We start from the raw sequence: 25,789 nt of genomic DNA, 5'->3' as shown, positions 1-25,789 counted from the left end.
CCGGCCCCGCCTGGGTCATCATGAGCGCCCGTCAGGGACAGCCGTCAGCGGAGAGGTGACTCATGGCTAGGCTCCGAGTGGGCGAGGGTGTGCTGCGCCGCAAGCCGATCGAGCAGATCGACGAGAAGGGGCCGGCGGCGGACGTCACCACTCAGCTCACCAGAACGCTCGGCCTGTGGCAGCTCACGGCGATCGGCGTGGGCGGGATCATCGGCGCGGGCATCTTCACCCTTGCCGGCACGGTGGCGAACGGCACCGCCGGGCCTGCGGTGCTCGTCTCCTTCCTGATCGCGGGTGTGGCGAGCGCGGCGGCCGCGTTCAGTTACGCGGAGTTCGCGGGCCTGATCCCGAAGGCCGGCTCCGCCTACACCTACGGATACGCGGTGCTCGGCGAGCTGGTGGGCTGGTTCATCGGCTGGGACCTGCTGCTGGAGTACACGGCGATCGTCGCCGTCGTCGCGATCGGCATCTCCGGCTACTTCGGCTTCCTGCTCGGGGAGATGGGGCTGGACGTACCGAAGTGGATGCTGGGCGCGCCCGGCACCGGGGACGGCCATCGGGTGGACCTGTTCGCCGCGGTGCTCTGTCTGCTCGTGGCGTACCTGCTGACTCTCGGCATCAAGAACGCGGCCCGCTTCGAAACGATCGTGGTCGTCCTGAAGGTCCTGGTCGTTCTGCTGGTCATCGGCGTCGGCGTGTTCCACATCAACACCGCCAACTACCACCCCTTCTTCCCGTTCGGGGTGAGCGGCGCCTTCACCGGTGCGGCCACGGTGTTCTTCGCGGTGTTCGGGTACGACGCCATGTCGACGGCCGCCGAGGAGTCCAAGGACGCGCAGCGGCACATGCCCAAGGCGATCCTGTATTCGCTGGGGATCTCCATGGTGCTGTACGTGGCGGCGTGTCTGGTGCTGACGGGGATGCAGAGCTACCAGGAGATCGACCCCGAGTCCGGCTTCTCCACGGCATTCAAGTCGGTGGGGCTGAACAGGCTCGCCGATGTGATCGCGGTGGGCGCGATCATCGGCATCCTCACCGTGATGTTCACCTTCATGCTCGGTGTGACCCGGGTGTGGTTCTCGATGAGCCGCGACGGACTGCTGCCGAAGTGGTTCGCCAAGACCCACCCGACCCGGCACGTGCCGACCCGGGTGACCTGGATCGTCGGCGCGGCCTCGGCCGTGATCGCCGGGTTCCTGCCGATCGGCGCGGCCGCCGAGCTCACGAACATCGGCATTCTGCTGGCCTTCGTGGTGGTGTGCATCGCGGTGATCGTGCTGCGTTACAAGCAACCCGATCTGCCGCGTACGTTCCGCACGCCCGGCATGCCGTTCGTGCCGGCTCTCGGGGTGGTGTTCTCGATCTGGCTGATCACCTTCCTGCAGTGGCAGACGTGGGTGCGGTTCGTGGTGTGGTTCCTGGTCGGTCTGGTGATCTATTTCGGCTACTCGTACCGGAAGTCGGAGATGGCGAAGACACCGGAACCGGACACGGGAGCCGGAACGGGCTGACCCGTCGCCCGTACGGACACCGCACCGCCCCTCGCCCACCTCCCGTACGGGCACCCGCCCCGGCAACCGCCCGACCGTTCACCGCACCATTCGCCGCACTGTGCGACCGCTCGTCGCACGGAGCCGCCCATCGCCTGTTCCCCGGCGCCCCGATGCGTTCGTATACGGCAGTCGGCAGCGAAGCGGCAGGGGCCTCGGCGGAGAAGGGCGTTCACGATGACCACCACGACGACCGATGAGCGGACCCTCGCGGATCTCCAGCGGGAGCACGGCCCCGCCCTGTTCCACTTCCTGCTCGGGCTGACCTTCGGCGACCGGCAGCGGGCCGAGGATCTGCTGCAGGAGACGCTGGTACGGGCCTGGCAGCATCCGGAGGCCTTCGACGCTCCGTACGAGTCGATGCGGCCCTGGCTCTTCACCGTCGCGCGGCGTCTCGCCATCGACGCGCGCCGGTCCAGGCAGGCCCGGCCGGCCGAGGTCAGCGATGTCGTGCTGGAGACCGCCGCGGGTGCGCAGGACACCGCGGAGGCCGCGGTCTCGGCCCTCGACGTACGCGATGCGATGCGCGCCCTCAGCCCGGAACACCGTGCCGTCCTCGTCCAGATATATTTCCGCGGGCTGAGCGTGGGCGAGACGGCGCGGACCCTCGATATTCCGGCGGGCACCGTCAAGTCCCGGTCCTACTACGCGCTGCGCCAGCTCTCCCGCAGCCTGCCGGGCTACTCCAGCAGGTCCTCCTCGCTCAGCAGGGCGAGGGCCGCAACGGCCTCCGCGACCTCCACGTAGTCGGCCGTGCAGCGGTCGCAGGACAGCAGATGGCGGGAGACCGCGCGGGTCTCGCCGGCCATGAGCGCGTCGAGCACATAGGCGCCGAGCAACTGCCGCACGTGCGGGCCCTCCCCGGGATCGGTGGTCATCGCATCCTCGTGTCGTGGACGGATCCTGTCCTTCTGGCCACGCGGGGCGTGCTCCCCCGGTTCAATGCTCCGTGAAGCCCGGTGCCGAGAAGAGAAAGAGGCGAGACGGGATGCACCCGGAACGTCAGGATGGAACCACTGGGGGCGGGCTGCTGGTCCCGATGACCTGGATGTACGCCGAGTACATCGCCGACGAGCTGCTGCGGACCGGCGATCTGATGGAGCCGTCCACGCTGGAGTACCGCGCGGGCCGCGACGCGCTCGCGCTCACCATCTTCCTCTCCGACGACGGGGCGGACACCGCCCTGCCCGCTGCCCGGCTGGACGAGCTGCGGCTGTTGACGGCGTACGGGGCGGCCTGGGCGGGCTGGGTCCGTGACCGGCTCCACGCACCGGACGCTGCGCCGCAGCCCGTGCCCGGCGCCGCGGATCCCGATCTGGCGCTGGCCCGCGCCGCCTGGCGGTGGCTGGAGGAGACCGAGCTGCTCGCGGCCGATCTCGATGCGCTCCGCCCGCCGCCCCGGGAGCCGGCGGGCGGCGGGGCGGACGCGGAGGAGGCGGCCCAGGTGTGGACGCCGGCCTGGCAGCTGGGGCTGCCGCTGGGGCATCTGGCAGTCCATCTCCACTGATCGCCGCCGCGACCGCCGGTCAGGAGCCGTGCACTCCCGCACGGTACTTCGGCAGCCGTACCGTGATCTTCATCCCGGCGCCGATGCCGGTCTCGATGACGAGCCCGTAGTCGTCCCCGTACACCTGGCGCAGCCGTTCGTCGACGTTCAGCAGTCCGATTCCGGTGGAGTTGCCGCCCTCGCCGCGCAGGATGTGCCGCAGGCGCTCCGGGTCCATTCCGGTGCCGTCGTCCTCGATGACGACCTCGGCCTCGGAGCCGGCGTCCAGTGCGCTGATGGTGATGCGACTGCTGGTGACGGCTCCTTCGAGGCCGTGTTTGACGGCGTTCTCGACGAGCGGCTGAAGGCAGAGGAACGGCAGGGCGACGGGCAGCACTTCGGGGGCGACCTGGAGGGTGACGGCGAGCCGTTCGCCGAAGCGGGCCCGCACCAGTGCCAGGTACTGGTCGATGGAGTGGAGTTCATCGGCGAGGGTGGTGAAGTCGCCGTGGCTGCGGAACGAGTAGCGGGTGAAGTCGGCGAATTCGAGGAGGAGTTCGCGAGCCTGCTCAGGATCGGTGCGGACGAACGAGGCGATGGCGGCGAGGGAGTTGAAGATGAAGTGCGGGGAGATCTGGGCCCGCAGCGCCCTGATCTCGGCTTCGATGAGCTGGGTGCGGGAGCGGTCGAGTTCGGCGAGTTCCAGCTGTACGCAGACCCAGCGGGCCACTTCTCCGGCCGCTCGCGCGAGCACCGCGGATTCGCGCGGGGCGTAGGCGATGAGGGTGCCGAGGACCCGGTGGTCGACAGTGAGCGGCACGGCCACGGCCCAGCGCAGCGGGCAGTCGAGGTCGTCGCAGTCGCTGACGAAGGCGGTGTCGCGGCCGCTGGCGAGGAGGCCCCGCACCTGGTCCATGACGTGCCGGCCGTGGTGTTCGCCCGCGCCGTCCCAGACGAGCACCCGGTCGCGGTCGGTGAGGCAGAGGGCGTCGGTGCCGAGCAGGGAGCGGAGTCCGCGGGCGGATTTGCGGGCGCTCTCCTCGGTGAGTCCGGCACGCAGCGGGGGCGCGGCGAGGGAGGCGGTGTGCAGGGTCTCGAAGGTGGCGTGCTCGACGGGGGTTCCGACGTCGCTGGTGCGGACGGGGCGGGCGGTGCGGCGGCCGAGCAGGAAGCCCGCGCCGAGCAGCAGAAGGACGAGCAGGACGACTGCCGCGTATCCGGCCCCGGTCATCGGTGTCTCCCCGAAGTCAGCACTTCCGGCAGGTGGAAGCGGGTCATGGCGGCGTTCGTGCCGGGTGGTATCCGGCCGGGCGTGGCGAGGGACACCAGGACCATGGCGAGAAAGCCGACCGGCACCGACCACACGGCGGGCCAGGCAAGCAGGGCGTGCGGCCAGCCGGGCGGGCGTACCGCGCCGCTGACGGTGATGGCGACGGACAGGAACGCGGAGCCGCCGCCGAGCAGCAGTCCGGCGATCGCGCCCGGCGGGGTGAGCCGCCGCCACCAGATGCCGAGGACCAGCAGCGGACAGAAGGAGGACGCGGAGACGGCGAACGCCATCCCCACCGAGTCGGCCACCGGGACCCGGCTGACCAGCAGCGAACCGGCCAGCGGTACGCACATGGCGAGGACGGTGGCGAGCCGGAAGTGCCGTACCCCGCGCGACGGGAGTACGTCCTGGGTGATGACGCCCGCGACGGCCATCGTGAGGCCGGAGGCGGTCGACAGGAACGCGGCGAAGGCGCCGCCCGCGATGAGCGCGCCGAGCAGGTCCCCGCCGAGCCCGCCGATGACCCGGCCGGGCAGCAGCAGTACGGCGGCGTCCGCGTCCCCGCCGTGGATCAGCTCGGGGGCGTACAGCCTGCCCAGTGCGCCGTAGACCGGCGGCAGCAGGTAGAACACGCCGATGAGGGCGAGGACGGCGACCGTCGTGCGGCGGGCGTCGCGGCCGTTGGGGCTGGTGTAGAAGCGGACGACGACATGGGGCAGGCCCATGGTGCCGAGGAACGTCGCGACGATCAGTCCGTAGGTGGCGTACAGCGGATGGTCGGCGCGGAAGACGGTGAGCTGTTCGTCGAAGTGGACGCGGGGCCGCCCGTCGCCCCGCCAGGCGAGCACCAGGAAGATCGCGGGGACGAGGAGTGCGGTCAGTTTCAGCCAGTACTGGAAGACCTGTACGAAGGTGATGGACCGCATGCCGCCCGCGGCGACGGCGATGACGACGACGGACGCCACGAGCACGTCGCCGAGCCAGCCGGGTGCCCCGGTCAGGATCTTGAGCGTCAGTCCCGCGCCCTGGAGCTGCGGTACGAGATAGAGCCAGCCCGCCGCGACGACGAAGACGCTCACCAGCCTGCGCACCTGCCGTGATTCCAGCCGTCCTTCGGCGAAGTCGGGCAGGGTGTACGCCCCCGAGCGGCGCAGCGGTGCTGCGACGAAGACCAGCAGCACCAGATAACCCGCGGTGTAGCCGACCGGGTACCAGAGCATGTCCGGGCCGTGCACGAGGACCAGGCCCGCGATGCCGAGGAAGGAGGCTGCGGAGAGGTATTCGCCGCTGATCGCCGCGGCGTTGAGCCGCGGCCGTACGGTGCGCGAGGCGACGTAGAAGTCGGAGGTGGTACGGGAGATGCGCAGCCCGAAGCCGCCGACGAGGACGGTCGCGACCACGACGGAGCCGACGGCCGCCACCGCGTACGTGCGGCTCACGGTGCGGGGCGGCCTTCCACGAGCCGGGCGAAGTCGCGTTCGTTGCGCTCGGCTCGTCGCACGTACCACCAGGCGGTCAGGGTCAGGGGCGGATAGGCGGCGAACCCGAGGACCGCCCAGACGAGCGCGGCGCTGTGCAGGGCCTCGAAGACCAGGGGCAGTGTGCCGACGACCACCGCGAGGACGATGAAGGCGGTGAGTCCGGCGCGCAACTGGCCGCGCATCAGCGAACGGACGTACGCGCCGCCCAGTGCGGTCTGCTCGTCGATCTCCGACTGGGTGCGGTAACGCGGCAGCGGGCGCACCCGCCGGGGCTCCCCCGTCACCACTTCACGCCGGGGTGTTGGCTCTGCGGACATGGGCCCGGAGTGTACGCAGCACCGGACCCTCGTGGGAAGGGGTTCGAGTCCGGGTAGTGCCTGGTCAGCGGCCGGGCCGGCGCATCAGCAGATCGCGCAGGGCGCGGGCGTGGCGACGGCTCACGGCGAGCTCGGCGGTGCCGACGCGCACGCTCATGCTGCCCGCGTCGAGGCGGAGTTCGTCGATCCGGCCCAGCGCGACGAGATGGCGCCGGTGGATGCGTACGAAGCCGCGGGTGCGCCAGCGTTCCTCCAGGGTGGTGAGGGGGACGCGGACCAGATGACTGCCGGTGGTGGTGTGCAGCCGGGCGTAGTCGCCCTGGGCCTCGGCGTAGGCGATGTCATCGATCGGGATGAACCGGGTCACTCCGCCGAGCTCCACCGGTATCTGATCGTTGGCGGTGTCGAGCACGGGTGCCGAGCGGTCGCCGACCTGTTCGGCCACGCGGCGGACCGCTTCGGCGAGGCGTTCGCGGCGGACCGGCTTGAGGACGTAGTCCACGGCTTTCAGGTCGAAGGCGTGGACGGCGAATCCCTCGTGCGCGGTGACGAAGACGATGAGCGGGGGTGCGGCGAACCCGGCCAGCAGCTGGGCGACGTCGAGGCCGGTGAGGCCCGCCATGTGGATGTCGAGGAAGACGACGTCGATGGCGGACGGGTCGTCGGGACCCGCCTCGACGGCGCTGCCGATGCGGCGCAGTGCCTCGGTGGCCCCGGTGGCGCCCTCGGCGCTGCGGATGCGGGGATCGGCGCGCAGGAGGTAGAGGAGCTCCTCCAGGGCAGGTTCTTCGTCGTCGACGGCGAGTACGCGCAGCATGGGCGGAGTGTAGAACGTGCGTGGGGGTACCGGGCCGTCGTGCGGGGCACCCGCCGGACCGGGCTACTTGAGCAGTCGGGACAGACGGCGGTCGGCCAGCGGTTTGCCGCCGGTCTGGCAGGTGGGGCAGTACTGGAGCGAGGAGTCGCTGAACGACACCTCCCGGATGGTGTCCCCACAGACGGGGCACGCCTCGCCGGTGCGTCCGTGGACGCGCATCCCGCTCTTCTTCTCGGCCTTGAGCTCTCCGGCCCCCAGTCCGCCGGAGCGGGCGACCGCTTCGCGCAGTGTGGTGCGCAGCGCGATGTGCAACCTGCTGATCTGGTCGTCGGTGAGGTTCGCGGTGAGCAGATACGGCGACATCTTCGCCGCGTGCAGGATCTCGTCGCTGTAGGCGTTGCCGATGCCCGCGATCAGGGACTGGTCGCGCAGGGCGCCCTTGATCCGGCGGCGTTCCCCGGCGAGCAGCGCGGCGAACGCGTCCCGGTCGAAGGAGTCGTCGAGGGGGTCGGGGCCGAGGCGGGCGATGCCGGGCACCTCGGCCGGGTCGTGCACCAGGTATACGGCGAGGCGTTTGGCGGTACCCGCCTCGGTGAGGTCGAAGCCGTCGCCTCCGGTGAGTACGGTGCGCAGCGCCAGGGGCCCCTTGCCGGGGCGCGGCGGCGTGGCGGGGAAGCCGTCCTTCCACCGCAGCCGGCCGGCCCGGGCGAGATGGGTGATCAGGTGGAGCGGGCCGGCGCCGATGTCCAGGAACTTGCCGTGCCGGGCGATGTCCGTGACCGTGGAGCCGTGCAGCGCGGTGAGGGGCGGGTCGTACGTCTTGAGGACGCTGACGGCGAGCGGGAGAACGCGGTCGATCTCCCTGCCGACGAGGTGGTCGTCGAGGAAGACCCGCAGGGCTTCGACTTCCGGCAGTTCGGGCATGGTTCCAGACTGCCAAAAGCGTCGGCCGGACGCCTGTCAGAGGCCGTACACGCGCTTGGCCGTGGCGGCGAGGACGCGGTGCCGCTCGTCCTCGGTGAGGGCGTCGGTCAGGGTGCGTGCCGTGTCGACGACCTCCGTGTACGTGGCGGCGAGCCGGCACACCGGCCAGTCCGAGCCGAACATCAGCCGGTCGGGCCCGAAGGCGTCGAGGACGGTGTCGGCGTAGGGGCGCAGATCGCTCACGGTCCAGGAGTGCACATCGGCCTCGGTGACGAGGCCGGAGAGTTTGCACACGGTGTTGGGGCGGGCGGCGAGGGCCCGCAGGTCGTCGGCCCAGGGGTGCAGTTCACCGGTGGCGACGGGCGGCTTGCCGGCGTGGTCGAGTACGAAGGTCAGCCCGGGCAGCAGGGTGGCGGCCTGGACGGTGGCGGGCAGTTGGCTGGCCTGGACGACGAGGTCGTAGACGAGCCCCGCGTCGGCGACGGCGGCCAGTCCGCGCCGGACGTCGGGGCGCAGCAGCCATGCGGGGTCGGGTTCGCCCTGGACCTGGTGGCGGATGCCGACGAGCCGGTCGCCGCCGGGGAGTTCACGCAGCGCGGCCAGGGTGTCGGCGATGTCCGGGGCGGTGAGGTCGCACCAGCCGACGACGCCCGCGACGAAGTCGTTGCCGTGGGCGAGGGCCAGGAACTCGGGGGTTTCCGCGAGGACGGTGACGGTCTGGACGAGGACGGTGGCGTACACCCCGGCGGCGCGTGCCTCGGGCTCCAGGTCGGCGTGGGTGAAGGTGCGTCGGAGCGGGGCGAGTTCGTCGCCGGTGATCCAGTCCTGGTCGCGTACCGACAGGTCCCACACATGGTGGTGGGCGTCGACGATCCGTTCCTGACCGCTCATGTCACAGCTCCCAGGCGATGGGGAGACCGGCTTCGGCACCGTCCGAGGAGTAGTCGTGCGCGACGTCGAGCAGCTCGGCCATCCTGGCCTGCCAGGCGACGTTGACCGGGAGTTTCTCCAGTTCGGCGAGGAGTGCGGCGTAGTCCTCGCAGTCGATGACGTGGAAGAGGTCGGTGCCGCTGCGCCAGATCGTCCAGGAGGTGGCGCCCGCCGCGCGGATCGCGGTGGTGAGCTCCGCGGGGACTTCGCCGTGCGCGGCCTCGTACTCCTCGATGCGGTCGGCGCGGACCTTGGTGTGCAGGGCGATTCTCATGTCAGTGTCCGTCCTCGGTCAGCAGGCCCTCGGCGCGCAGGTCGTCCCAGAGCCCGTCCGGGATCTCGCGGCGGAGCAGGGCGGCGGCGTCGCGCACCTCGTCCGGGGAGCGGGTACCGACGAGCACTCCGGCGACGGCCGGGTGCGCGAGCGGGTAGTGGAGGGCGGCGGCCCGCAGCGGGATGCCGTGGCCCTCGGTGACGGCCTTGATCCGCAGCGCCCGGTCCAGGAGGGCCAGGGGCGCGGCCGTGTAGTCGTACGTGGCACCGGGGCGCGGGTCGGCGAGCAGCCCGGAGTTGAAGACCCCGCCGACGACGACGCTGCGGCCGCGGGCGGCGGCCTCGGGCAGCAGCTCAATGAGGGCGGACTGGTCGAGGAGGGTGTACCGGCCCGCGCAGAGCACGACGTCGACGTCGGTGTCGCGCAGGAAGCGGGTGAGCATGGCGGTCTGGTTCATCCCGGCACCGATGGCGCCGATGACGCCCTGTGCGCGCAGCTTCTCCAGTGCCGGGTAGGCCTCGTGGAACGCGGCCTCCGCGTGGTCGTCCGGGTCGTGCAGATAGGCGATGTCGACGCGGTCGAGTCCGAGCCGTTCCAGGCTGTCCTCGATGCTGCGGCGCACGCCGTCGGCGCTGAAGTCCCAGCGGCGGCGGTGCGTGGCCGGCACGGCGAAGCCCTCGGAGAGGCCGTCGGACATGTTCTCGAAGGCGGTGCCGGCGGGCAGCGGGTCGAGCACCCGTCCCACCTTGGTGGACAGCACGTAGGAGTCGCGGGGTCTGCCGCGCAGGGCCTCGCCGAGCCGTCGTTCGGAAAGGCCGAGTCCATAGTGCGGCGCGGTGTCGAAGTAGCGGATGCCCTCGACCCATGCGGCGTCCACTGCGGCCGCCACCTGCGCGGGGTCGACGGCTCTGAAGAGATTGCCGATGGCGGCGGCTCCGAAGGACAGTTCGGTGACCTCGACCGTGCTGCTGCCCAGCCTGTTGCGCCGCATGCTTCCGTCGCCCTCCCCGGTGATCACTTCCTGCACACAGCGAATATTCATCGGATCACTTGGGCACGTCAACACCTCCGGCATCACGATCTGCGGCACTTTTCCAGAGACCTGTCCGATCTATGGCCGATCCGGTGCGGACCGTTCAGCCGGTCGGCAGCAGTTCGAGCAGGTGCGCCACCTCGTCATGGGCGCAGCTCGCCAGCCGCTCCAGATCGGGCAGCGCCTTGCCGTCGGCCACCAGCCCGACCCGCACCCGGCCGCCGTACGTGGACAGGGCGATGGCCAGCGACTGGCCGCGGGCCAGCGGCGCCATCGGGTAGACGGCGCGCAGCGGGCAGCCGCCGAGCGAGAGCGCCGAGCGCGGCAGGGGCACGCTGGTGACCAGGACGTCGAAGAGCATCCGGGCCGCGTTCCCGGCGATGGGCGCGCCGAAGCGGTGGGCCAGCGACGGCAGTTGATCGGCGAGCACGGCGACCGCACCGGCACCGCGGAAGGGCCCCGCGGACTTGTTGCGGTCCATGGCGGTGCGGACGGTACGGAGCCGTTTGCAGGGGTCGGGTTCGCGGACCGGGAGTCCCAGCAGATAGGCGGAGAGCTTGTTCCCGGAGGCGGCGGCCTGGCCCGGTCTGCGGCGGGAGACCGGCACCAGGGCGCGCGGGTCCTCGGCCGGCAGTGCTTCTCCGCGCTCCAGCATCCAGCGGCGCAGGGCCCCGGCGACGACCGCGAGGAGGACGTCGTTGGTCGTGCCTCCGGCGGCGCGGCGGATCCGCTGGACCGCGTCGAGGTCCAGGTCGGCGGTGGCGAGCCGCCGGGTGCCGCTGGAGCTCGCGGTGAGCGCGGGCGCGCCGCGCAGATCGAGACGGCTGGCCCGCACCATGGAGGCACCGACTCCGAAGGCACGCCCGAGGTCCTCGATCCGGCCCAGCGCGAGGCCGGCGACCTGGCGCGGGCCCGGCATCCAGGAGCGGGGCGGGACCGCGCGCGCCCGGCGGGTGGGGATGCCGCTGCGGGCGCGGCCGGCGGCGGAGGCGATCTCGTCGAAGATCCCGGCGCCGATGGCGACCGCGCGCATTCCGTCGGCGAGGGCGTGGTGGAGCTTGACGAGCACGGCGAAGGGACCGCCGTCGGCGCCGCCGATCACGTACATCTGCCAGGGCGGCAGGCCCCGTTCGAGCGGCCGTTCCATCAGCTCGCCCGCCAGCCGGGTGGCGCCCGCCATGAATCCGTCGTCCCCGCCGCGCGACTCCGCCTCGGTCAGCCGCACCCGCGCGACATGTCGCCGCACGTCGAAGTCCTTGTCCACGAACCAGGCCGCGCCCCCGACCGGCAGCAGTACGTCCCTGACCCGCATCCGCAGCCGTGGAATCGCGGCGGCGCGGGTCCCCAGCAGTTCCAGCACGGTCTCGGCGCTCGCGCCGTGCGCCGGGTCGGGGGCCGGGGAGAAGACGGCGAGCGCACCGAGGTGCATGGGGTGAGCATCGGATTCGAGGTGCCAGAAGGCCAGGTCGAGGGGTGCCAGCAGCTCAGTGCCCAACGGATCCTCATGTCATCGAAAGACAGGACTGACGGAGTGGCAGTCAATCGCTTGCGGTCGGTTACGGTCAAGCACAGACATGTTACGTTCTGTTACTGTCGGGTAGTGCTCAGCATCTGTCGGGCCCGTACGCGGCGTCCCCTGGGGGGCCAGTGCTCAGCATTTCCGTCATCCGCGATATCCGCACCATCCGGGCCATCCGGGCCATTCGCGTCATTCGCGTCATTCGCTTTCCGGAATGACGAATTCACACCACACGCACTTGCCGACGCCCCGCGATTCCACACCCCAGAGGTCCGCCAGCCGGTCCACCAGCATCAGCCCCCGCCCGGAGACCCCGGCCTCCCCCGCGTCCCGGCGTCGGGGCAGCGCGCTGGAACGGTCCTCGACATCGACCCGCAGGCGTCGCTCGGACCCGGTGAGCACCCGGATCGTGGCGATCGCCCCGCCGTCGGTGTGCATCAGCGCATTGGTGATCAGCTCGTCGGCCGCCAGCTCGACCTCGTCGGCCCGCGTCTTGGCACCCCAGGCCCGTGCCGCCGCCCGGATCATGTGCCGCGCGGAGCTCAGCGCCTCCGGGTCGCCCTGGGCGACATGCTGCTGGAGCCTGCCGCCCGGCCGGGGTGCGTGAGCGACCTTGCGGCCCAGCAGCAGGACCGCCACATCGTCCTCGCCGCCGCGCTCGTCGACCTCTTCGCAGAGCCGGTCGGCCAGCTTCTGCAGGTCCTGCGGACCGTTGCGCACCATGGACGTCAGCAGCTGGATGCCCTCGTCGAGATCGACACCGGGCGTCTCCACCAGCCCGTCGGTGAACAGCACCAGCGCCTGACCGGGGTCCAGCTCGACCGTGCCGACCGGATATTCGAGCCGTCCGAACTCGGCGGAGAGCCCCAGCGGCAGGCCGCCCTCCGCGACCAGCCTGTGGCAGTCGCCGTCGATGTCGCGCAGCAGCGGATCGACGTGACCGGCCCGGACCAGCTGCACCACTCCGGTCGTCAGGTCGACCTCGGCGTAGGTGCAGGTCGCGAAGCGGTCGGTGTCCAGTTCGTGGAGGAAGACGGAGGCGCGGGCCATCACCGTGGCAGGGCTGTGCCCCTCGGCCGCGTAGGCCCGCAGCACGATACGAAGCTGCCCCATGACCGCCGCGGCGTGCGTGTCATGGCCCTGTACATCCCCGATGACGGCCCCGACCCGGCCGCCGGGCAGCGGGATGACGTCGTACCAGTCGCCCCCGATGTCCCGGCCCAGCCGGGCCGACCGGTACCGCACGGCGACCTGCGCCCCCGGCACGTCGGGGATCCGGCGCGGCAGCATGGCCTGCTGGAGGCCCTCGGCGAGATCGTGCTCCTGTTCGTACAGCATGGCCCGCTGCAGGCTCTGGGCGATGGAGCTGCCGAGCGCGACGAGCAGATTGCGTTCGTCGCCGGTGAAGCCCGCCTTGTCGTTGTAGAGCAGCCCAAGGGCGCCTATGGGCCGGGCCTGGGCGATCAGCGGCAGATACGCGGCGGATGTGATGCCGAGGTGGCTGATGTGCGGCCAGAGAATCGGGTACGAGGTGGCGAAGTCCGTGGCGGAGTCGATGAAGCGGGGCGCCAGGGTGCGTACGACTTCGCTCATCGGGTACTCCTCGTCCGTACGGGTGTACCGCGTACCGGGGACGAACGAACCCTCCGGGCCGTCCGCCACCAGATGGATGCGTCCGGCCTCGATCAGTCCGACGACCAGGCTGGTAGCACCGAGATGCGCCAGCCCCTGGGAGTTCTTCAGCACCTCGATGACGTCGCGGACCGTCCGCGCATGGGCGAGTGCGGCCGTGGTGCCCTCCACCAGACTGGTGCGGCGCTGCCGCTCCATGTCCAGTTCCCGGCGGGCCGTCGAGTCGGCCAGCTCCTGGGTGGCGTCGCGGACGATACCGATGATGCGATGGGGACGGCCGCTCTCGTCGCGCCGGATGAAGCCCTGGGTGTGGGTCCAGCGCAGCGTGCCGTCGCGCCTCAGGATCCTGAAGTACGCGCCGTAGTTCCGCTGCCCGCCCTTGAGGGCCTGCGCGACCATCGCGTCGAGCCGGACACCCTCGTCGGGCGGCACCCGCGACGCCATCGACTCCGGCCGGTTGTCGAATTCCCCGTCCCGCAGGTCGAACACCTCGAGTGCGGCACGGTCCATGTGCATGAGGCCACTGTCGAGGTCCCAGTCGAAGCTGCCCATACGGTTCAGGGCGAGGCTGAGATCCGGGTGGGCGGGCCAGTCGTCCGGGAGTGACAGGGCACCCGCTACCCGATCATCCATGTGGGTCACTCTGCCATCATTTGTCCGAATCTTCGAGCGAACCCCGGACCCGTGGGATTCAGGCGCCAGGCGTTCGGGGGCGGTTCCCGGACCCGTGCCGGACACCCGGGAGCACCGTTCGGGAGCGCCCGGAGGGCCGCCCGCCCGGAGAGTCCGGGTCAGCAACGGGTTACCGTGTCCCGTGGAGCACGGTAAGCCCATCCTTACTTCTACCCTGCGCCGCACCGCCCGCGTCAGCCCGTTCTACCGCCCGTGTCAGCCCGTTCTAAGGACCTGCAACTCCATGACCCGCCCCGTCCGCGTCGCCATAGTCGGAGCCGGCCCCGCCGGAATCTACGCTGCGGACGCGCTGCTGAAATCCGAGGCCGCACAGGACCCGGGGGTTTCGATCGACCTGTTCGAGCGGATGCCTGCCCCCTTCGGTCTGATCCGTTACGGAGTGGCCCCCGACCACCCGCGGATCAAGGGCATCGTCCAGGCACTGCACCAGGTGCTCGACAAGCCGCAGCTGCGGCTGTTCGGCAACGTCGACTACCCCGCCGACATCGACCTGGACGATCTGCGGTCCTTCTACGACGCGGTGATCTTCTCCACCGGCGCCGACGCGGACCGCGCGCTCGACATCCCCGGCAGCGGCCTGGACGGCTCCCACGGTGCGGCCGACTTCGTCTCCTGGTACGACGGACACCCCGACGTGGCGCGCACCTGGCCCCTGGAGGCGGAGAAGGTCGCCGTGCTCGGGGTGGGCAATGTGGCCCTGGACGTGGCGCGCATGCTCGCCAAGACGGCGGACGAACTGCTGCCGACCGAAATACCCGCGAACGTCCACGAGGGCCTGAAGGCCAACAAGGCACTGGAAGTGCACGTCTTCGGGCGTCGCGGTCCCGCGCAGGCCAAGTTCAGCCCGATGGAGCTGCGGGAGCTGGACCACTCGCCGAACATCGAGGTCATCGTCAACCCCGAGGACATCGAGTACGACCAGGGTTCGATCGAGACCCGGCGCGGCAACAAGCAGGCCAACATGGTCGCCTCCACGCTGGAGAACTGGGCCATCCGCGACGTGGGCGACCGGCCGCACAAGCTGTTTCTGCACTTCTTCGAGTCCCCGGCGGAGATCCTCGGCGAGGACGGCCGGGTCGTCGGCCTGCGCACCGAGCGGACCGAACTGGACGGCACCGGGAGCGTCAAGGGCACCGGACGCTTCACCGACTGGGACGTGCAGAGCGTGTACCGCGCGGTCGGCTACTACTCGCAGGAGCTCCCGAAGCTCCCGTTCGACGTGGCCTCCGGCACCGTCCCGCACGCCGCGGGGCGGGTCGTCGACGGCGCGGAGCCCATGCCCTCGGTGTACGTCACGGGGTGGATCAAGCGCGGCCCGATCGGTCTGATCGGCCACACCAAGGGCGACGCCAACGAGACGGTCGCCTGCCTCCTGGAGGACCACGCAACGGGCCGGCTCCGGGCCCCGGAGCGGCCCGAGCCGGAGGCCGTCACCGCGTTCCTGGAGGAGCGCGGCGTCCGTTGCGCCACCCGCGAGGGCTGGTACCGCCTGGACGCGCATGAGCGGGCGCTGGGCGCGGAGCAGGGGCGCGAGCGGATCAAGGTCGTGGAGCGCGACGCCATGCTGGACGCTTCCGAGCCCCGTTCCTGACGTTGCGGACCGTTCCTGACCGTACGGACCGATGGTCCGTACGGCCGGAGGGCAGCTCCGTCCGCCTCGGCGGAGCTGCCCGACCCGCGATTTCGCTCAACGGCCCTGCAGCGCCCTGACGTTGTCCCCGAACGTCCACCCTTTCGACCCGTCCCGGTTGAGGGGCCAGGCCATCAGACCCTTGACGATGTTGCCGTAGTGGTTCCATGCCTGTGAGACCTGACCGGTCGTCATGTAGTCGCGCTCCGGCGCCGGGTTGAGCCGGAAGTCCCGGAACCTGCTTGTCGTAGGGGACCTTGATGGTGGTGCCCTGAACGACGAGTCCCGTGTCGAGACAGTCCGTCTGCGCGGTGAACCCTTCGACCGTGCCGGCGGAGTACGAGTCGCCCGCGCACCCGTACATGCTGCCGTTGTAGTACCGCGTGTTCAGCCACCACAGGCGGCCGTTGTCCGCGTACTTCTTCACGATCGGCAGGCAGGCGCCCCAGATCGAGCCGTACGTGATGCTCCCGCCGGTGACATAAGCCGTCTCCGGGGCCATCGTCAGACCGAAGTTCGAGGGCATCCGCGCGAGCACACCGTCGATGATGCGGATGAGATCGGCCTGCGAGGTCGATAGCCTCGCTGATGTTGCCGCTGCCGGTCAGACCGGTCTCGATGCCGATGCCGATGCCGTCGACGTTGTACTTCTTCAGGATCGGGACCACCGTCTCGACGAACCGGTCGGCGACGGCGCTGGAGCTGAGGTCGATACCGGCGGTCGCGCCGCCGATGGACATCAGGGTGGTGAGTCCGGCGTCCTTCGCCGCGCACATCCCGGCCGGGGTCGGGACCTTCACGGTCGAGTCCATCCCGTCCCTCCCACAAGACGGTGCCGTCCGAGAGGGTGACGGGGAAGGCGTCGTTGATCACGTTGTAGCCGTGGCCCGTGATGCGGCTGCCGGTGACCGGGATCCAACCGAGCGGCGGGTGCACGCCGTTGGACGCGCGGCCCAGTTCTCCCAGTCCCCCTGGAACACCTTTCCCGGGGGCTTCGACTTGACCGCGCACGTGTCCTCCTGCGCGGCGCTCGCCGTCGCGCCGACCAGCGTCCGCACGACACACGCCGCCGCGAGGCCGAGCCCCAGCAGGCGCGATGCCCTACCGATCATGTTGCGTTCCCCCTTCCGGACGAAGCGAAGCGGCAATTGCCATGACCCTGACGATCTCCGCAGTGATCCGAACCGAAGACGGACATCGACACCCGGAGGCCGGTTGTAGGTGGAAGTCTGCTTAGCTTAGGCTTACCTAAATCCCAGCGCTCCGCGTGGGATTCGCCCGCTTCGTCCACCTACCCATGAGGAACACCCATGTCCCGGTTCACCCGCGTGCGTCGCCGGACGCTCGCCGCAACTGCCACCGCCGCAGCGTTCGTTCTCGTCCTCGGTGGTTGTTCGTCGAGCGACGACGGCAAGGAGACCTCCGGCGCATCCGGGAAGAACGGCGGAGCGTTCCCCGTCTCCATCAAGAGCGCGCTCGGCACGGCGGAGATCAAGAAGCAGCCCGAACGGGTCGTCACCCTCGGCCAGGGGTCGGCGGAGACGGCCATCGCGCTCGGCCACACCCCGGTGGGCATCGAGAGTTACGAGTGGGGAAGCGACAAGTCGGGCTATCTGCCCTGGATCCACGAAGCGGTGAAGAAGAAGGGCGACAAGCTGCCGACCCAGTTCACCGGCGGCGAGGACATCGACTTCGAGGCCATCACCGAGCTGGAGCCGGATGTCATCCTCGCGCCGTGGTCCGGGATCACGCAGAAGGATTACGACATCCTCAAGGACATCGCCCCCACGGTCGCCTATCCCGATCTGGCGTGGAGCACGGACTGGGACGAGCAGATAGACATCATCGCCAAGGCGCTGGGCCGGCCGGACAAGGCGAAGACCCTCATCTCGGAGATCCAGAAGCAGCTGTCCGACGCGGCGGCGACCCGGCCGGACTACAAGAAGCACACGTTCTCGTACATCTACAACACCGGCCCCGGCACCCTCGGCGTGTTCAAGCCGAACGAGCAGCGCGTCAAGATGGTCTCCTCGCTCGGTCTCACCGTCGACCCGGTGGTGAACACCTTCAAGGAGACCAAGGGCACCGACTCGGCGCTCATCGGGCTGGAGAACGCCGAGAAGCTGAAGGACAGCGACCTCGTCTTCACGTTCTACACCGACGACAAGTCCCGCAAGGAGATCGAGGCGCAGCCGCTCTACGCGGCGATTCCGGCGGTCAAGAGCGGCGCCGTGGTCGCGAGCAAGGACAACTCCTTCGTCACGGCTTCCTCGATCATCAACCCGCTCACCGTGCCGTGGGTGATCGACCGTTACCTGCCGTTGATCGACAAGGCCGTCAAGACCGCCGACAAGGGCTGAGGCCGACCATCCCCCACATGGCCACCACCACGCACGCACCGCCGAGCGGTGCCGGAACCTCGGGGACCGGCACCGCTCGGCGGGTGTATTCCGTCGTCATCGCAGTCGTCGTCCTCGTGCTCGCCGTGGTCGCGAGCGTCATGTTCGGCAGCCGGACCACGTCGTTCGGCGATGTGCTGCACGTCCTGTCCGGTACCGCCGATCCGAATGTCACCACCATCGTCGAGAGCCGCTACCCGCGGACCGCGCTCGGTGTGCTCGCCGGTCTCTGCCTGGCCGTCGCGGGCACGCTCATGCAGGGCGTGACCCGTAATCCGCTGGCCGATCCCGGTCTCCTCGGGATCAACGCGGGCGCCTGTGCGAGCATCGTCGCCGCGACGGCCTTCCTGGGAGCGTCGGGCAGTACGGACACCATGTGGTGGGCGCTGCCCGGTGCGCTGATCGCCGGTCTGCTCGTCCATGCGATCGGATCGGCGGGGTCGGGCGGTGGTCTGGTGCGGCTCGTGCTCGCCGGTGCGGTGCTCTCCGCCGTACTGATGGCGTTCATCCAGGCGGTGACGCTGAGCCGGCCGAAAGTCTTCGACAGCTACCGGTACTGGGTCGTCGGCGCGCTCGGCGGCCGGGACTTCGACGTCTTCTGGTCGGTCCTGCCGTTCGCGGTGGCCGGTCTGCTGATCGCGGCCCTGCTGGGGCCGGGCCTCAATACGCTCGCACTCGGTGACTCGACCGCGGTGTCCCTCGGGGCGAATCCGGCCCTGGTACGGGCGGGCGGGCTGCTCTCGGCCACGCTGCTGAGCGCCGCGGCGACGGCGGCCGTCGGCCCGATCGCCTTCGTCGGGCTGGCCGTTCCGCATGTGGTGCGGGCCCTGGTCGGTGTCGACTTCCGTATGCAGATCCTTTTCTCGGCGTTGGCCGGTCCCGCGCTGCTGCTCCTCGCGGATGTGGTGGGCCGGGTGGTCATGCGCCCGCAGGAACTGATGGTCGGTGTCGTGACCGCGTTCATCGGCGCGCCCGCACTGCTCATCGCCGTACGCAGGATGAGGGGCACCGCATGACGTCGCATCAGGCCGGATTCCGCACGGCATCGCCCAGGGGGTTCCTGACGATCGGCCGGACCGTGGCGGTGCCGGTCCGGCGGGTGTCGGTGCTGACGGCGCTCGTCCTGTTCGTGCTGCTGGTGGTGGCCGCGGTCGCCACGCTGTCGCTCGGGCGGCTGGGCATTCCGCTCGCCGATCTCGCCGGAGCGGTGACCGGCGGGGCCGAGGGCAGAGACGCGTTCGTCCTGGAACGGCTGCGCGGCCCGCGGCTGACGGTCGCCGTGGGCACCGGCGGGGCGCTCGGTCTGTCCGGGGCACTGTTCCAGTCCGTCACCCGCAATCCGCTCGGCAGCCCGGATGTGATCGGGCTGGGGGCCGGGGCGGGGGCGGGCGCCGCGATCGTCGCCCTGATGTTCCCGGACACGGTGCCGGTGGGGCTCGGCGCGCTGCTCGGGGCCCTCCTCGCCATGCTGTTCGTCCATGTGTCGACCGGTACCGGATTCCGTAACCCGGCCCGGCTCGTCATCGCCGGGATCGGGGTCTCCGCGATCGGCGCGGCGGTCACCCAGTACGTCGTCTACGCCATGGAGCGGGACCGGGCCGCCGTTCTCAGCGCCTACGTCAACGGCAGCCTTTCGGCGCGGTCCTGGGACGACGCCGGCACGATCTGGCTGGTGCTGCTGGTCGTCGCCCCGCTCACCGCCCTGCTCGCCCGGCGGCTGGACATCGGGGAGATGGGCGACGACATCGCGGGCGCGCTCGGGTCCGGCCCCCGCGGCACGAAGACGATCGCCGTCGTGCTCGCGATCGTGCTCTCGGCGGGCGCCGTCGGTGTCGCCGGGCCCATCGCGTTCATCTCGCTGACGGCCCCGCAGATCGCCAAGCGGATCACCCGGGTCTCCGGCCCGCACCTGCTGCTGTCGACGCTGACCGGCTCGCTGCTGCTGGTACTCGCGGATCTCTGCGCCCAGCAACTGCCGCTGTTCGACAACCTGCCCGTCGGCATCTGCACGATGGCCATCGGGGGCGCGTACCTCGGCTGGCTGCTGGTACGGGAGTGGCGCCGGGGAGTCCTGTGAGGCCCTACGGGGCTGTCACCCGCCGCTGGAGCACCTGTACGCCGCCAGGTATACGCCCTCGCGGACGCACCGTGCGTCGTCCTCTCCGGCTGTACGGGTCACGTTGCCGCGGCCTCTCTTGAACGCGTTCAAGAGAGGCCGTAGAGTCATCGCCGAACACACTTGAACACGTTCAAGTCGGGGGCTCGATGTCTGTACTGATCGATCTGATCGTCATGCTGGGCATGCTGGTGGTGGTCCCCGCGGGGCTGCGGCTGGCCGGTGCTCCCGAGCTGGACCGGATGCGGCGCCTGTGGCCGCTCTTCGCGGTGCCCGGCGCCGTCGCCCTGTGGCTGCCGCGCGGGCTGCCCGCCACCGCCCTGGCGGCCTGTTACGCGCTCGGGGCCGTACTCCTCGCGCTGCACGCCCCACTGCGGCTGCTCCGCAACCTCGCGGCGTCCCGAATCCCCGCCGTGGCACCCGCCGAGATCGCCCTGCTCACCGCCCTGGTCACCCCGCCGGTCGCCGCCACCGCACTGGTCGCCGAACGCTCGGGGCACCCGCTCTTCGGCTTCGGGCTCGGCATCCTCGCGCTGACCGTGCCGCACTTCCACTTCGCCGGATTCGCCGCCGCGCTGGTCGCGGGACTCGTCTCCCGGGTCGCCGACAGCACTGCGGGAAGGTTCGCCGCGCTGAGCGTGCCGCTGGGCACCCTGCTCGTCCTGATCGGCTACTTCATCGGGGACTGGGCCGAACTGGCCGGAGCGGTCGTGCTGACGGCGGGCATGTGGACCGTCGCCCTCCTCACCTGGCGTTCGGTCCGCGGCGGGCAACAGGACCGCATCACCCGGCTGCTGCTCGCCACCTCGTCCGCCGTGCTCGCGGTCACCATGGTGCTCGCACTGAGCTGGGCGCTCGGCGAGGCCACCGGGCTCCCGCACCCCACACTGACCTGGATGGCCGCCACCCACGGCCTCGGCAACGCACTGGGCTTCGCACTCTGCTCGGTGCTCGCCTGGCACAGGCTCCAGAACCCCACCGATCACGAAGGCAGGACCGTATGAGCGCCCTCACCTATCCCGAGGTCGGAGCCACCCGCCTCGGCCCGCTCCCCGACGGCTACCACCACCTCCACCACCGGACCCGGGTCGGGCGCGGCCGGGCCGACCTGGAGACGGCGGGCGCGGCGGTCACCGGCTGGCGCATGCATCGCACCAGCGGGGCCCGGGTCCGCGCGTCGGCCGCCCGCGCCGGGGCCGGGGTCTCCGTACGGGTGTCGCTGGGCGTCGGCCCGTTCCGGTTCACCGCGCCCTGCCGGGTCGTCTGGGCCGATTACGAGGACGACCGCATCGGATTCGCCTACGGGACCGAGGTCCGGCACCCGGAACGCGGCGAGGAGTCCTTCGTCGTGGAGCTGGCGGACGACGGGACGGTGTGGTTCACCGTCATGGCGTTCAGCCGGCCGGCCGCCTGGTACTCCCGCCTCGCGGGGCCCGTCGTACCGGTGCTCCAGCGCTGGTACGCCCGTAGGCTCGGCACCACGCTGCGCCGCATCGTCACCGAAGGCCGGAACGAGCCCGTCTGAAGGGCTGAGCCGGTCCGCCGGGCCGATACTGGAAGTGATGGACTGGTTCACCGCAGACGGGTACTGGCTCAGCCGGCTGATCTTCCAGCGGGCTCTCGCCGGCGTCTATCTCTTCGCCTTTCTCACCGCCGTGCTCCAGTTCCGGGCGCTGATCGGTGAACGTGGCATGCTGCCCGTGCCCGATTTCGTGCGGCGCACGGACTGGCACAGCGCGCCCGGCCTCTTCCGGTTCCACTACTCCGACCGTTTCTTCGCGTTCGTCTCCTGGACCGGCTGCGCGCTCGCCGTCGCCCTGCTCACGGGGGTGGACTCGTACGTTCCGCTCTGGGCGGCGATGCTGCTCTGGGCGCTGCCCTGGGCGCTCTATCTCTCGATCGTCCAGGTCGGCCAGACCTGGTACAGCTTCGGCTGGGAGTCGTTGCTGCTGGAGACCGGCTTCCTCGCCGTGTTCCTCGGTAACGCGCACACGGCTCCGCCGGTGCTGGTGCTGTGGCTGTTGCGCTGGGTGCTGTTCCGGGTGGAGTTCGGTGCCGGGATGATCAAGATCCGCGGCGACGAGTGCTGGCGCAAGCTGACGTGTCTGTACTACCACCACGAGACCCAGCCGATGCCGGGTCCGCTGAGCTGGTTCTTCCACCGGCTGCCGAAGCCCGTCCACCGGGTCGAGGTGGCGGCCAACCACGTCACCCAACTCCTGGTGCCGGTGCTCCTCTTCACCCCGCAACCGGTGGCGAGCGCGGCCGCGGGGCTGATGATCGTCACCCAGCTGTGGCTGGTCCTGTCGGGGAACTTCGCCTGGCTGAACTGGGTGACGATCACCCTCGCGCTGTCCGCCGTCGACTGGTCCCTGTTCACCGAACCGCCGGCGCAGTCCGCGCCGCCCCTCTGGTACGAGATCGTCGTCATCGCCGTCACCGCGCTGGTGGTGTTCCTCAGCTACCGCCCGGCGCGCAATCTGGTCTCCAGCCGCCAGGTGATGAACCGCTCGTTCGACCCGCTGCATCTGGTCAACACCTACGGCGCGTTCGGCAGCATCAGCCGGGTCCGGCTGGAGGTCGCGGTCGAGGGCACGGACGAGCCGGTGCTCCACGACGGCACGGTCTGGCGGGAGTACGGCTTCCGCGGCAAGCCCGGCGATCCGCGCCGGCTGCCCCGCCAGTTCGCCCCGTACCACCTGCGGCTCGACTGGCTGATGTGGTTCGCGGCGCTCTCCCCCGCGTACGCGGGCCCCTGGTTCGGCCAGTTCGTGGAACGGCTGCTCGAGAACGACCGGGACACGCTGCGACTGCTGCGTCACAACCCGTTCCCCGAGGCCCCGCCCACGCATGTCCGCGCCAGGGTGTACCGCTACCGGTTCACGACCTGGCGCGAACTGCGGGCCACCGGACGCTGGTGGCACCGCACCTACGTGCGGGACTTCATGCCTCCCGTCTCGCTCGGCCCGGCCTGGCTCAGCCCGACCAGGCGACCTTGAACACCCAGGCGTGCTGTCCGGCCCTGCGGGCCGCCGCCGGTACGTCGATCACCAGCGAGCCGCCCGTGGTGCGCCGGCCTAGCGGCCGGTCGTGGCCGAGCAGGGTGACCCGGTCATCGCTGCGGATCGGCACGGGGGCCTCGACGGTGAGGGTCTGCCGAGGACCGGGGCCGAGGTGGTGCCGTCGGCGTAGTGGACGGTGACCCGGCCGGATGCGGCGCCGTAGCTGCACGCGGCATTCGGCGGGGCCGCGGTGGCGGAGGCGGTGTTCCGACCGGCGGACGCCCCGGAACGGCCGAGCTCCGGCCCGCCCGTCGAGGGGTGGCCGGAGCTCGGTTGTGAAGGCGAGAAGCGCTCAGTCGATACCGGGCAGGATGTGCGGCTCGGCGAGGTCGTCCTCGTAGCCGGCCAGCCGGATCGGTGCGGACCTGGCCCAGACTTCGATGTTCCGGAGCTTCTCGGGACCGCGGGCCCGCTCTCCGTGGCGTTCGGCCGGTCGTTTCTCGTGCTTCGCCAGTTCTGGTGTCGTCACCGCGCACTCCTTTGTGTCGCGTAACCCCGGGCGTCGCCGACGCCCCCGTCTCACAACCGGGTGTCGACCACCCGCGAGGGCAGGGGCAGGAACAGTTCGGTCGCGGTGGCGCCGGATACGGGGCGGGACGGCGACTCGGTTGACAAGCCTGTCCCAGGACGGCCGAGGAGGGTTTGTGGACTCCTCGGTGACGCCCGTTCGCATCAGACTAACCAAATGAGCGCGTTCCCGCTCGATGGAACGTGTGCTATGGGTCACTTTCGGCCACCTGGTACGGAAAAACCCGGCCAGGAGAGATTCCCGGCCGGGTCCACGGCACCGCACGCAACGGCGCGACCGATGGTGCCCGCACGCACGGAGCGACCGGTCGGCTACCAGTTGGCGGGCGCGTAGTCCTTGAGGAAGCAGCCGTACAGGTCCTCGCCCTCCTCGCCGCGCACGATCGGGTCGTAGACGCGGGCGGCGCCGTCGACCAGGTCGAGCGGGGCGTGGAAGCCCTCCTCGGCAAGGCGGATCTTGTCGGGGTGCGGGCGCTCGTCGGTGATCCAGCCGGTGTCGACGGCGGTCATCAGGATGCCGTCCTTCTCGAACATCTCCTGGGCGCTGGTGCGGGTGAGCATGTTCAGCGCGGCCTTGGCCATGTTGGTGTGCGGGTGGCCCGCGCCCTTGTAGCCGCGGCTGAACACCCCCTCCATCGCGGACACGTTGACCACGTAGGAGCGCTTGGCGGCGGTCGCGGCCATCGCCGGACGGAGCCGGCTGATCAGGATGAACGGCGCGGTGGAGTTGCAGAGCTGGACTTCCAGCAGCTCGATCGGTTCGACCTCCTCGACCGTCTGGATCCAGCTGTTGGTGTCATGCAGGTCGGGTACGAGACCGCCCGCGTCGATCGCCGTTCCGGCGGCGATCCGCTCCAGCGAGGCGGATCCGGTGACCAGGGCGAGCTCGGTGACGTCCTGCGCGGACAGGCCTTCCTTGCGGGCGGCCGGGAGAGCCGCGACGCGGTCGACGGTGCCGCTGCCGAAGGTGCCGATGACCTCGGCGGCGGGCAGCTCCCCCGCCGGAAGCGGGGCGGACTCGGCATTGACCAGTTCGCTGTACGCGTTCGCGGAGCGGCGCACGGTCTGCGCCGCGTTGTTGATCAGGATGTCCAGCGGGCCCTCGGCCGCGACCGAGTCGGCGAGCGCGACGACCTGCGCGGGGTCACGCAGATCGATGCCGACGATCTTCAGCCGGTGGATCCACTCGCCGCTGTCCGGCATCGCCTTGAAGCGGCGGATCGCGTCGTTGGGGAAGCGGGTGGTGATGGTGGTGTGCGCACCGTCGCGCAGCAGCCGCAGCGCGATGTACATGCCGATCTTCGCGCGGCCGCCGGTGAGGAGCGCGCGTCGGCCGGTGAGGTCGGTCCGGGCGTCACGGCGCGAGCCGTTCTCCTTGGCGCACTGCGGGCAGAGCTGGTGGTAGAAGGCGTCCACCTCGACGTACCGGGTCTTGCAGATGTAGCAGGAGCGGGGGCGCTGGAGGACGCCCGCGATCTCGGCACGGGCCGAGGACGACGGCAGGACCCCCTGGGTCTCGTCGTCGATGCGCTCGGCCGAGCCGGTCGCGGTGGCCTCGGTGACGGCCCTGTCGTGCGCGGTCTTGGCGGCACGGCGCTCCTGACGGCGGCGCTGCTTCACGGTCCGGTAGATCCCGGCCGTGGCGCGCCGCACGGCGATGGCGTCGGGGTGGTCGATCTCGATGGTGTCGAGTTCGTCGAGCACGCTCAGGCAGACGGCCAGCCGCTCCGGGTCGATACCGGGACCGAACTCCTCAGTACCGGAAGCGAGCTCCGGGCTGTCCTCTGTCACCGTCATTGCCGTTCCTCTGTCGCTTGTCCCTCGTGGCGCCGACCGCCGTACCTGCTCCTGCCGGGCCGAACGCCCCGGTCAAGTCTGCCATGCACGGGATGCTGCTCCGTTCGTGTGATGTCCCTCGCGTGACGCACGTGGCACGGAGCCGCTCCGCCCCGACGGCTCCTTCACGGTTAGGTCACATATGCTTCCCTGCGATACGGCCGGGGTTGAGCCGTGCCGTCCGTACAAGGGGGTGGAGAGTGGCCGAGCTCCCGGCGGGCAGCTCTCCTGCCAGAGCGTCTGTGCGCCTGGACGCCGTCCCCGTGCAGAACGGGCCTGCCCCGGCCGGCAA

The 25,789-nt window shown here is 70.6% G+C and carries 24 protein-coding genes and 1 pseudogene; 10 read left to right on the top strand and 15 right to left on the bottom strand.

All coding sequences use genetic code 11. The features are described from left to right. The first annotated feature begins 62 nt into the window (after positions 1 to 62). Both ACFVV1_RS29240 and ACFVV1_RS29235 read left to right on the top strand, forming a co-directional pair. Positions 63 to 1,511 carry an amino acid permease gene (locus ACFVV1_RS29240; RefSeq protein WP_389995150.1) on the top strand — a complete coding sequence of 483 codons (1,449 nt, stop codon included), beginning with the start codon at positions 63 to 65 and terminating at the stop codon, positions 1,509 to 1,511. A 216-nt stretch (positions 1,512 to 1,727) separates the two neighbouring features. Then, positions 1,728 to 2,297 (top strand): sigma-70 family RNA polymerase sigma factor, encoded by a 570-nt coding sequence (locus tag ACFVV1_RS29235; RefSeq protein WP_389995148.1) that lies wholly within the window; start codon positions 1,728 to 1,730, stop codon positions 2,295 to 2,297. Here ACFVV1_RS29235 and ACFVV1_RS29230 read toward each other — a convergent pair. Further along, positions 2,231 to 2,428, bottom strand: coding sequence for a zf-HC2 domain-containing protein (locus ACFVV1_RS29230; protein WP_389995146.1), 198 nt, complete (start codon positions 2,426 to 2,428; stop codon positions 2,231 to 2,233). The genes ACFVV1_RS29235 and ACFVV1_RS29230 overlap by 67 nt on opposite strands. A gap of 110 nt (positions 2,429 to 2,538) precedes the next feature. Between ACFVV1_RS29230 and ACFVV1_RS29225 the strand changes: the two genes are divergently transcribed. Continuing rightward, the gene (locus ACFVV1_RS29225) at positions 2,539 to 3,057 is read left to right on the top strand and encodes a hypothetical protein (RefSeq protein WP_389995143.1); all 519 of its coding nucleotides are present in this window, start codon (positions 2,539 to 2,541) and stop codon (positions 3,055 to 3,057) included. A gap of 19 nt (positions 3,058 to 3,076) precedes the next feature. Here ACFVV1_RS29225 and ACFVV1_RS29220 read toward each other — a convergent pair whose 3' ends face one another. The 10 genes from ACFVV1_RS29220 to ACFVV1_RS29175 all read right to left on the bottom strand — a co-directional run bounded on the left by ACFVV1_RS29220 (position 3,077) and on the right by ACFVV1_RS29175 (position 13,866). Continuing rightward, a complete protein-coding gene (locus ACFVV1_RS29220; protein ID WP_389995140.1) occupies positions 3,077 to 4,267 on the bottom strand; it encodes a sensor histidine kinase in 1,191 nt (396 codons plus the stop codon). After that, positions 4,264 to 5,745 carry a cation acetate symporter gene (locus tag ACFVV1_RS29215; RefSeq protein ID WP_389995137.1) on the bottom strand — a complete coding sequence of 494 codons (1,482 nt, stop codon included), beginning with the start codon at positions 5,743 to 5,745 and terminating at the stop codon, positions 4,264 to 4,266. Before ACFVV1_RS29215 ends, ACFVV1_RS29220 begins: the two co-directional genes overlap by 4 nt. Further along, positions 5,742 to 6,104, bottom strand: coding sequence for a hypothetical protein (locus ACFVV1_RS29210; RefSeq protein WP_389995134.1), 363 nt, complete (start codon positions 6,102 to 6,104; stop codon positions 5,742 to 5,744). Before ACFVV1_RS29210 ends, ACFVV1_RS29215 begins: the two co-directional genes overlap by 4 nt. A 64-nt stretch (positions 6,105 to 6,168) precedes the next feature. Continuing rightward, a complete protein-coding gene (locus ACFVV1_RS29205; protein ID WP_389995132.1) occupies positions 6,169 to 6,921 on the bottom strand; it encodes a LytR/AlgR family response regulator transcription factor in 753 nt (250 codons plus the stop codon). A 63-nt stretch (positions 6,922 to 6,984) separates the two neighbouring features. Further along, positions 6,985 to 7,845 (bottom strand): Fpg/Nei family DNA glycosylase, encoded by an 861-nt coding sequence (locus ACFVV1_RS29200; RefSeq protein WP_389995129.1) that lies wholly within the window; start codon positions 7,843 to 7,845, stop codon positions 6,985 to 6,987. Between the two features lie 36 nt (positions 7,846 to 7,881). Continuing rightward, positions 7,882 to 8,736: an amidohydrolase family protein gene (locus tag ACFVV1_RS29195; protein ID WP_389995126.1), complete on the bottom strand. Its 855-nt coding sequence runs from the start codon at positions 8,734 to 8,736 to the stop codon at positions 7,882 to 7,884. A 1-nt stretch (position 8,737) separates the two neighbouring features. After that, positions 8,738 to 9,049 (bottom strand): L-rhamnose mutarotase, encoded by a 312-nt coding sequence (locus tag ACFVV1_RS29190; protein WP_389995123.1) that lies wholly within the window; start codon positions 9,047 to 9,049, stop codon positions 8,738 to 8,740. 1 nt (position 9,050) lies between these two features. Continuing rightward, positions 9,051 to 10,040 carry an aldo/keto reductase gene (locus ACFVV1_RS29185; RefSeq protein ID WP_389995359.1) on the bottom strand — a complete coding sequence of 330 codons (990 nt, stop codon included), beginning with the start codon at positions 10,038 to 10,040 and terminating at the stop codon, positions 9,051 to 9,053. A 145-nt stretch (positions 10,041 to 10,185) separates the two neighbouring features. Beyond that, positions 10,186 to 11,577 carry a wax ester/triacylglycerol synthase family O-acyltransferase gene (locus ACFVV1_RS29180; protein ID WP_389995120.1) on the bottom strand — a complete coding sequence of 464 codons (1,392 nt, stop codon included), beginning with the start codon at positions 11,575 to 11,577 and terminating at the stop codon, positions 10,186 to 10,188. 222 nt (positions 11,578 to 11,799) lie between these two features. Continuing rightward, positions 11,800 to 13,866, bottom strand: coding sequence for a SpoIIE family protein phosphatase (locus tag ACFVV1_RS29175; protein WP_389995117.1), 2,067 nt, complete (start codon positions 13,864 to 13,866; stop codon positions 11,800 to 11,802). 283 nt (positions 13,867 to 14,149) lie between these two features. Here ACFVV1_RS29175 and ACFVV1_RS29170 point away from each other — a divergent pair, with 283 nt between their 5' ends. Continuing rightward, positions 14,150 to 15,517 carry an FAD-dependent oxidoreductase gene (locus tag ACFVV1_RS29170; RefSeq protein ID WP_389995114.1) on the top strand — a complete coding sequence of 456 codons (1,368 nt, stop codon included), beginning with the start codon at positions 14,150 to 14,152 and terminating at the stop codon, positions 15,515 to 15,517. Positions 15,518 to 15,613: 96 nt separating this feature from the next. Here ACFVV1_RS29170 and ACFVV1_RS29165 read toward each other — a convergent pair. Beyond that, positions 15,614 to 16,668, bottom strand: a pseudogene (locus ACFVV1_RS29165) (chitinase). 198 nt (positions 16,669 to 16,866) lie between these two features. Here ACFVV1_RS29165 and ACFVV1_RS29160 point away from each other — a divergent pair. The 6 genes from ACFVV1_RS29160 (at position 16,867) to ACFVV1_RS29135 (ending at position 23,070) form a co-directional block, all read left to right on the top strand. Further along, positions 16,867 to 17,916, top strand: a complete 1,050-nt coding sequence (locus tag ACFVV1_RS29160) for an iron-siderophore ABC transporter substrate-binding protein (RefSeq protein WP_389995111.1) — start codon at positions 16,867 to 16,869, stop codon at positions 17,914 to 17,916. Between the two features lie 17 nt (positions 17,917 to 17,933). Then, positions 17,934 to 18,971: a FecCD family ABC transporter permease gene (locus tag ACFVV1_RS29155; protein WP_389995108.1), complete on the top strand. Its 1,038-nt coding sequence runs from the start codon at positions 17,934 to 17,936 to the stop codon at positions 18,969 to 18,971. Beyond that, positions 18,968 to 20,032 (top strand): FecCD family ABC transporter permease, encoded by a 1,065-nt coding sequence (locus ACFVV1_RS29150; RefSeq protein ID WP_389995105.1) that lies wholly within the window; start codon positions 18,968 to 18,970, stop codon positions 20,030 to 20,032. Before ACFVV1_RS29155 ends, ACFVV1_RS29150 begins: the two co-directional genes overlap by 4 nt. Before the next feature lie 188 nt (positions 20,033 to 20,220). Next, entirely contained in the window at positions 20,221 to 21,075 is an 855-nt protein-coding gene (locus tag ACFVV1_RS29145; protein ID WP_389995102.1) for a YndJ family protein, read from the top strand. After that, entirely contained in the window at positions 21,072 to 21,596 is a 525-nt protein-coding gene (locus ACFVV1_RS29140) for a DUF1990 family protein (RefSeq protein ID WP_389995100.1), read from the top strand. Before ACFVV1_RS29145 ends, ACFVV1_RS29140 begins: the two co-directional genes overlap by 4 nt. Before the next feature lie 37 nt (positions 21,597 to 21,633). Continuing rightward, entirely contained in the window at positions 21,634 to 23,070 is a 1,437-nt protein-coding gene (locus ACFVV1_RS29135) for a lipase maturation factor family protein (RefSeq protein WP_389995097.1), read from the top strand. Here the strand turns inward: ACFVV1_RS29135 and ACFVV1_RS29130 are convergent. The 3 genes from ACFVV1_RS29130 to ACFVV1_RS29120 form a co-directional block, all read right to left on the bottom strand. Continuing rightward, on the bottom strand, positions 23,048 to 23,203 hold the full coding sequence (locus ACFVV1_RS29130) for a hypothetical protein (protein ID WP_389995094.1): 156 nt from the start codon (positions 23,201 to 23,203) through the stop codon (positions 23,048 to 23,050). The genes ACFVV1_RS29135 and ACFVV1_RS29130 overlap by 23 nt on opposite strands. A 222-nt stretch (positions 23,204 to 23,425) precedes the next feature. Next, the gene (locus tag ACFVV1_RS29125) at positions 23,426 to 23,602 is read right to left on the bottom strand and encodes a hypothetical protein (protein ID WP_389995092.1); all 177 of its coding nucleotides are present in this window, start codon (positions 23,600 to 23,602) and stop codon (positions 23,426 to 23,428) included. A 371-nt stretch (positions 23,603 to 23,973) separates the two neighbouring features. Further along, positions 23,974 to 25,458 (bottom strand): SDR family NAD(P)-dependent oxidoreductase, encoded by a 1,485-nt coding sequence (locus tag ACFVV1_RS29120; protein ID WP_389995090.1) that lies wholly within the window; start codon positions 25,456 to 25,458, stop codon positions 23,974 to 23,976. Positions 25,459 to 25,789: the final 331 nt, after the last annotated feature.

The sequence above is a fragment of the Streptomyces sp. NPDC058092 genome, assembly GCF_042884935.1.
In the GTDB taxonomy this organism is placed as follows: Bacteria; Actinomycetota; Actinomycetes; order Streptomycetales; family Streptomycetaceae; genus Streptomyces.
The sequence above is the reverse complement of the archived record's forward strand: the minus strand, read 5'-3'. Positions and strand labels throughout refer to the sequence as shown.

Excerpts from the sequence above, each read along its gene's own strand:
- ACFVV1_RS29140 (WP_389995100.1), top strand. The coding sequence starts at position 21,072 with ATGAGCGCCCTCACCTATCCCGAGGTCGGAGCCACCCGCCTCGGCCCG.
- ACFVV1_RS29155 (WP_389995108.1), top strand. The coding sequence starts at position 17,934 with ATGGCCACCACCACGCACGCACCGCCGAGCGGTGCCGGAACCTCGGGG.
- ACFVV1_RS29185 (WP_389995359.1), bottom strand. The coding sequence starts at position 10,040 with ATGCGGCGCAACAGGCTGGGCAGCAGCACGGTCGAGGTCACCGAACTG.
- ACFVV1_RS29210 (WP_389995134.1), bottom strand. The coding sequence starts at position 6,104 with ATGTCCGCAGAGCCAACACCCCGGCGTGAAGTGGTGACGGGGGAGCCC.
- ACFVV1_RS29145 (WP_389995102.1), top strand. The coding sequence starts at position 20,221 with ATGTCTGTACTGATCGATCTGATCGTCATGCTGGGCATGCTGGTGGTG.
- ACFVV1_RS29190 (WP_389995123.1), bottom strand. The coding sequence starts at position 9,049 with ATGAGAATCGCCCTGCACACCAAGGTCCGCGCCGACCGCATCGAGGAG.
- ACFVV1_RS29175 (WP_389995117.1), bottom strand. The coding sequence starts at position 13,866 with ATGGATGATCGGGTAGCGGGTGCCCTGTCACTCCCGGACGACTGGCCC.
- ACFVV1_RS29230 (WP_389995146.1), bottom strand. The coding sequence starts at position 2,428 with ATGACCACCGATCCCGGGGAGGGCCCGCACGTGCGGCAGTTGCTCGGC.
- ACFVV1_RS29135 (WP_389995097.1), top strand. The coding sequence starts at position 21,634 with ATGGACTGGTTCACCGCAGACGGGTACTGGCTCAGCCGGCTGATCTTC.
- ACFVV1_RS29170 (WP_389995114.1), top strand. The coding sequence starts at position 14,150 with ATGACCCGCCCCGTCCGCGTCGCCATAGTCGGAGCCGGCCCCGCCGGA.
- ACFVV1_RS29240 (WP_389995150.1), top strand. The coding sequence starts at position 63 with ATGGCTAGGCTCCGAGTGGGCGAGGGTGTGCTGCGCCGCAAGCCGATC.
- ACFVV1_RS29225 (WP_389995143.1), top strand. The coding sequence starts at position 2,539 with ATGCACCCGGAACGTCAGGATGGAACCACTGGGGGCGGGCTGCTGGTC.
- ACFVV1_RS29120 (WP_389995090.1), bottom strand. The coding sequence starts at position 25,458 with ATGACGGTGACAGAGGACAGCCCGGAGCTCGCTTCCGGTACTGAGGAG.
- ACFVV1_RS29200 (WP_389995129.1), bottom strand. The coding sequence starts at position 7,845 with ATGCCCGAACTGCCGGAAGTCGAAGCCCTGCGGGTCTTCCTCGACGAC.
- ACFVV1_RS29150 (WP_389995105.1), top strand. The coding sequence starts at position 18,968 with ATGACGTCGCATCAGGCCGGATTCCGCACGGCATCGCCCAGGGGGTTC.
- ACFVV1_RS29235 (WP_389995148.1), top strand. The coding sequence starts at position 1,728 with ATGACCACCACGACGACCGATGAGCGGACCCTCGCGGATCTCCAGCGG.
- ACFVV1_RS29160 (WP_389995111.1), top strand. The coding sequence starts at position 16,867 with ATGTCCCGGTTCACCCGCGTGCGTCGCCGGACGCTCGCCGCAACTGCC.
- ACFVV1_RS29195 (WP_389995126.1), bottom strand. The coding sequence starts at position 8,736 with ATGAGCGGTCAGGAACGGATCGTCGACGCCCACCACCATGTGTGGGAC.
- ACFVV1_RS29205 (WP_389995132.1), bottom strand. The coding sequence starts at position 6,921 with ATGCTGCGCGTACTCGCCGTCGACGACGAAGAACCTGCCCTGGAGGAG.
- ACFVV1_RS29220 (WP_389995140.1), bottom strand. The coding sequence starts at position 4,267 with ATGACCGGGGCCGGATACGCGGCAGTCGTCCTGCTCGTCCTTCTGCTG.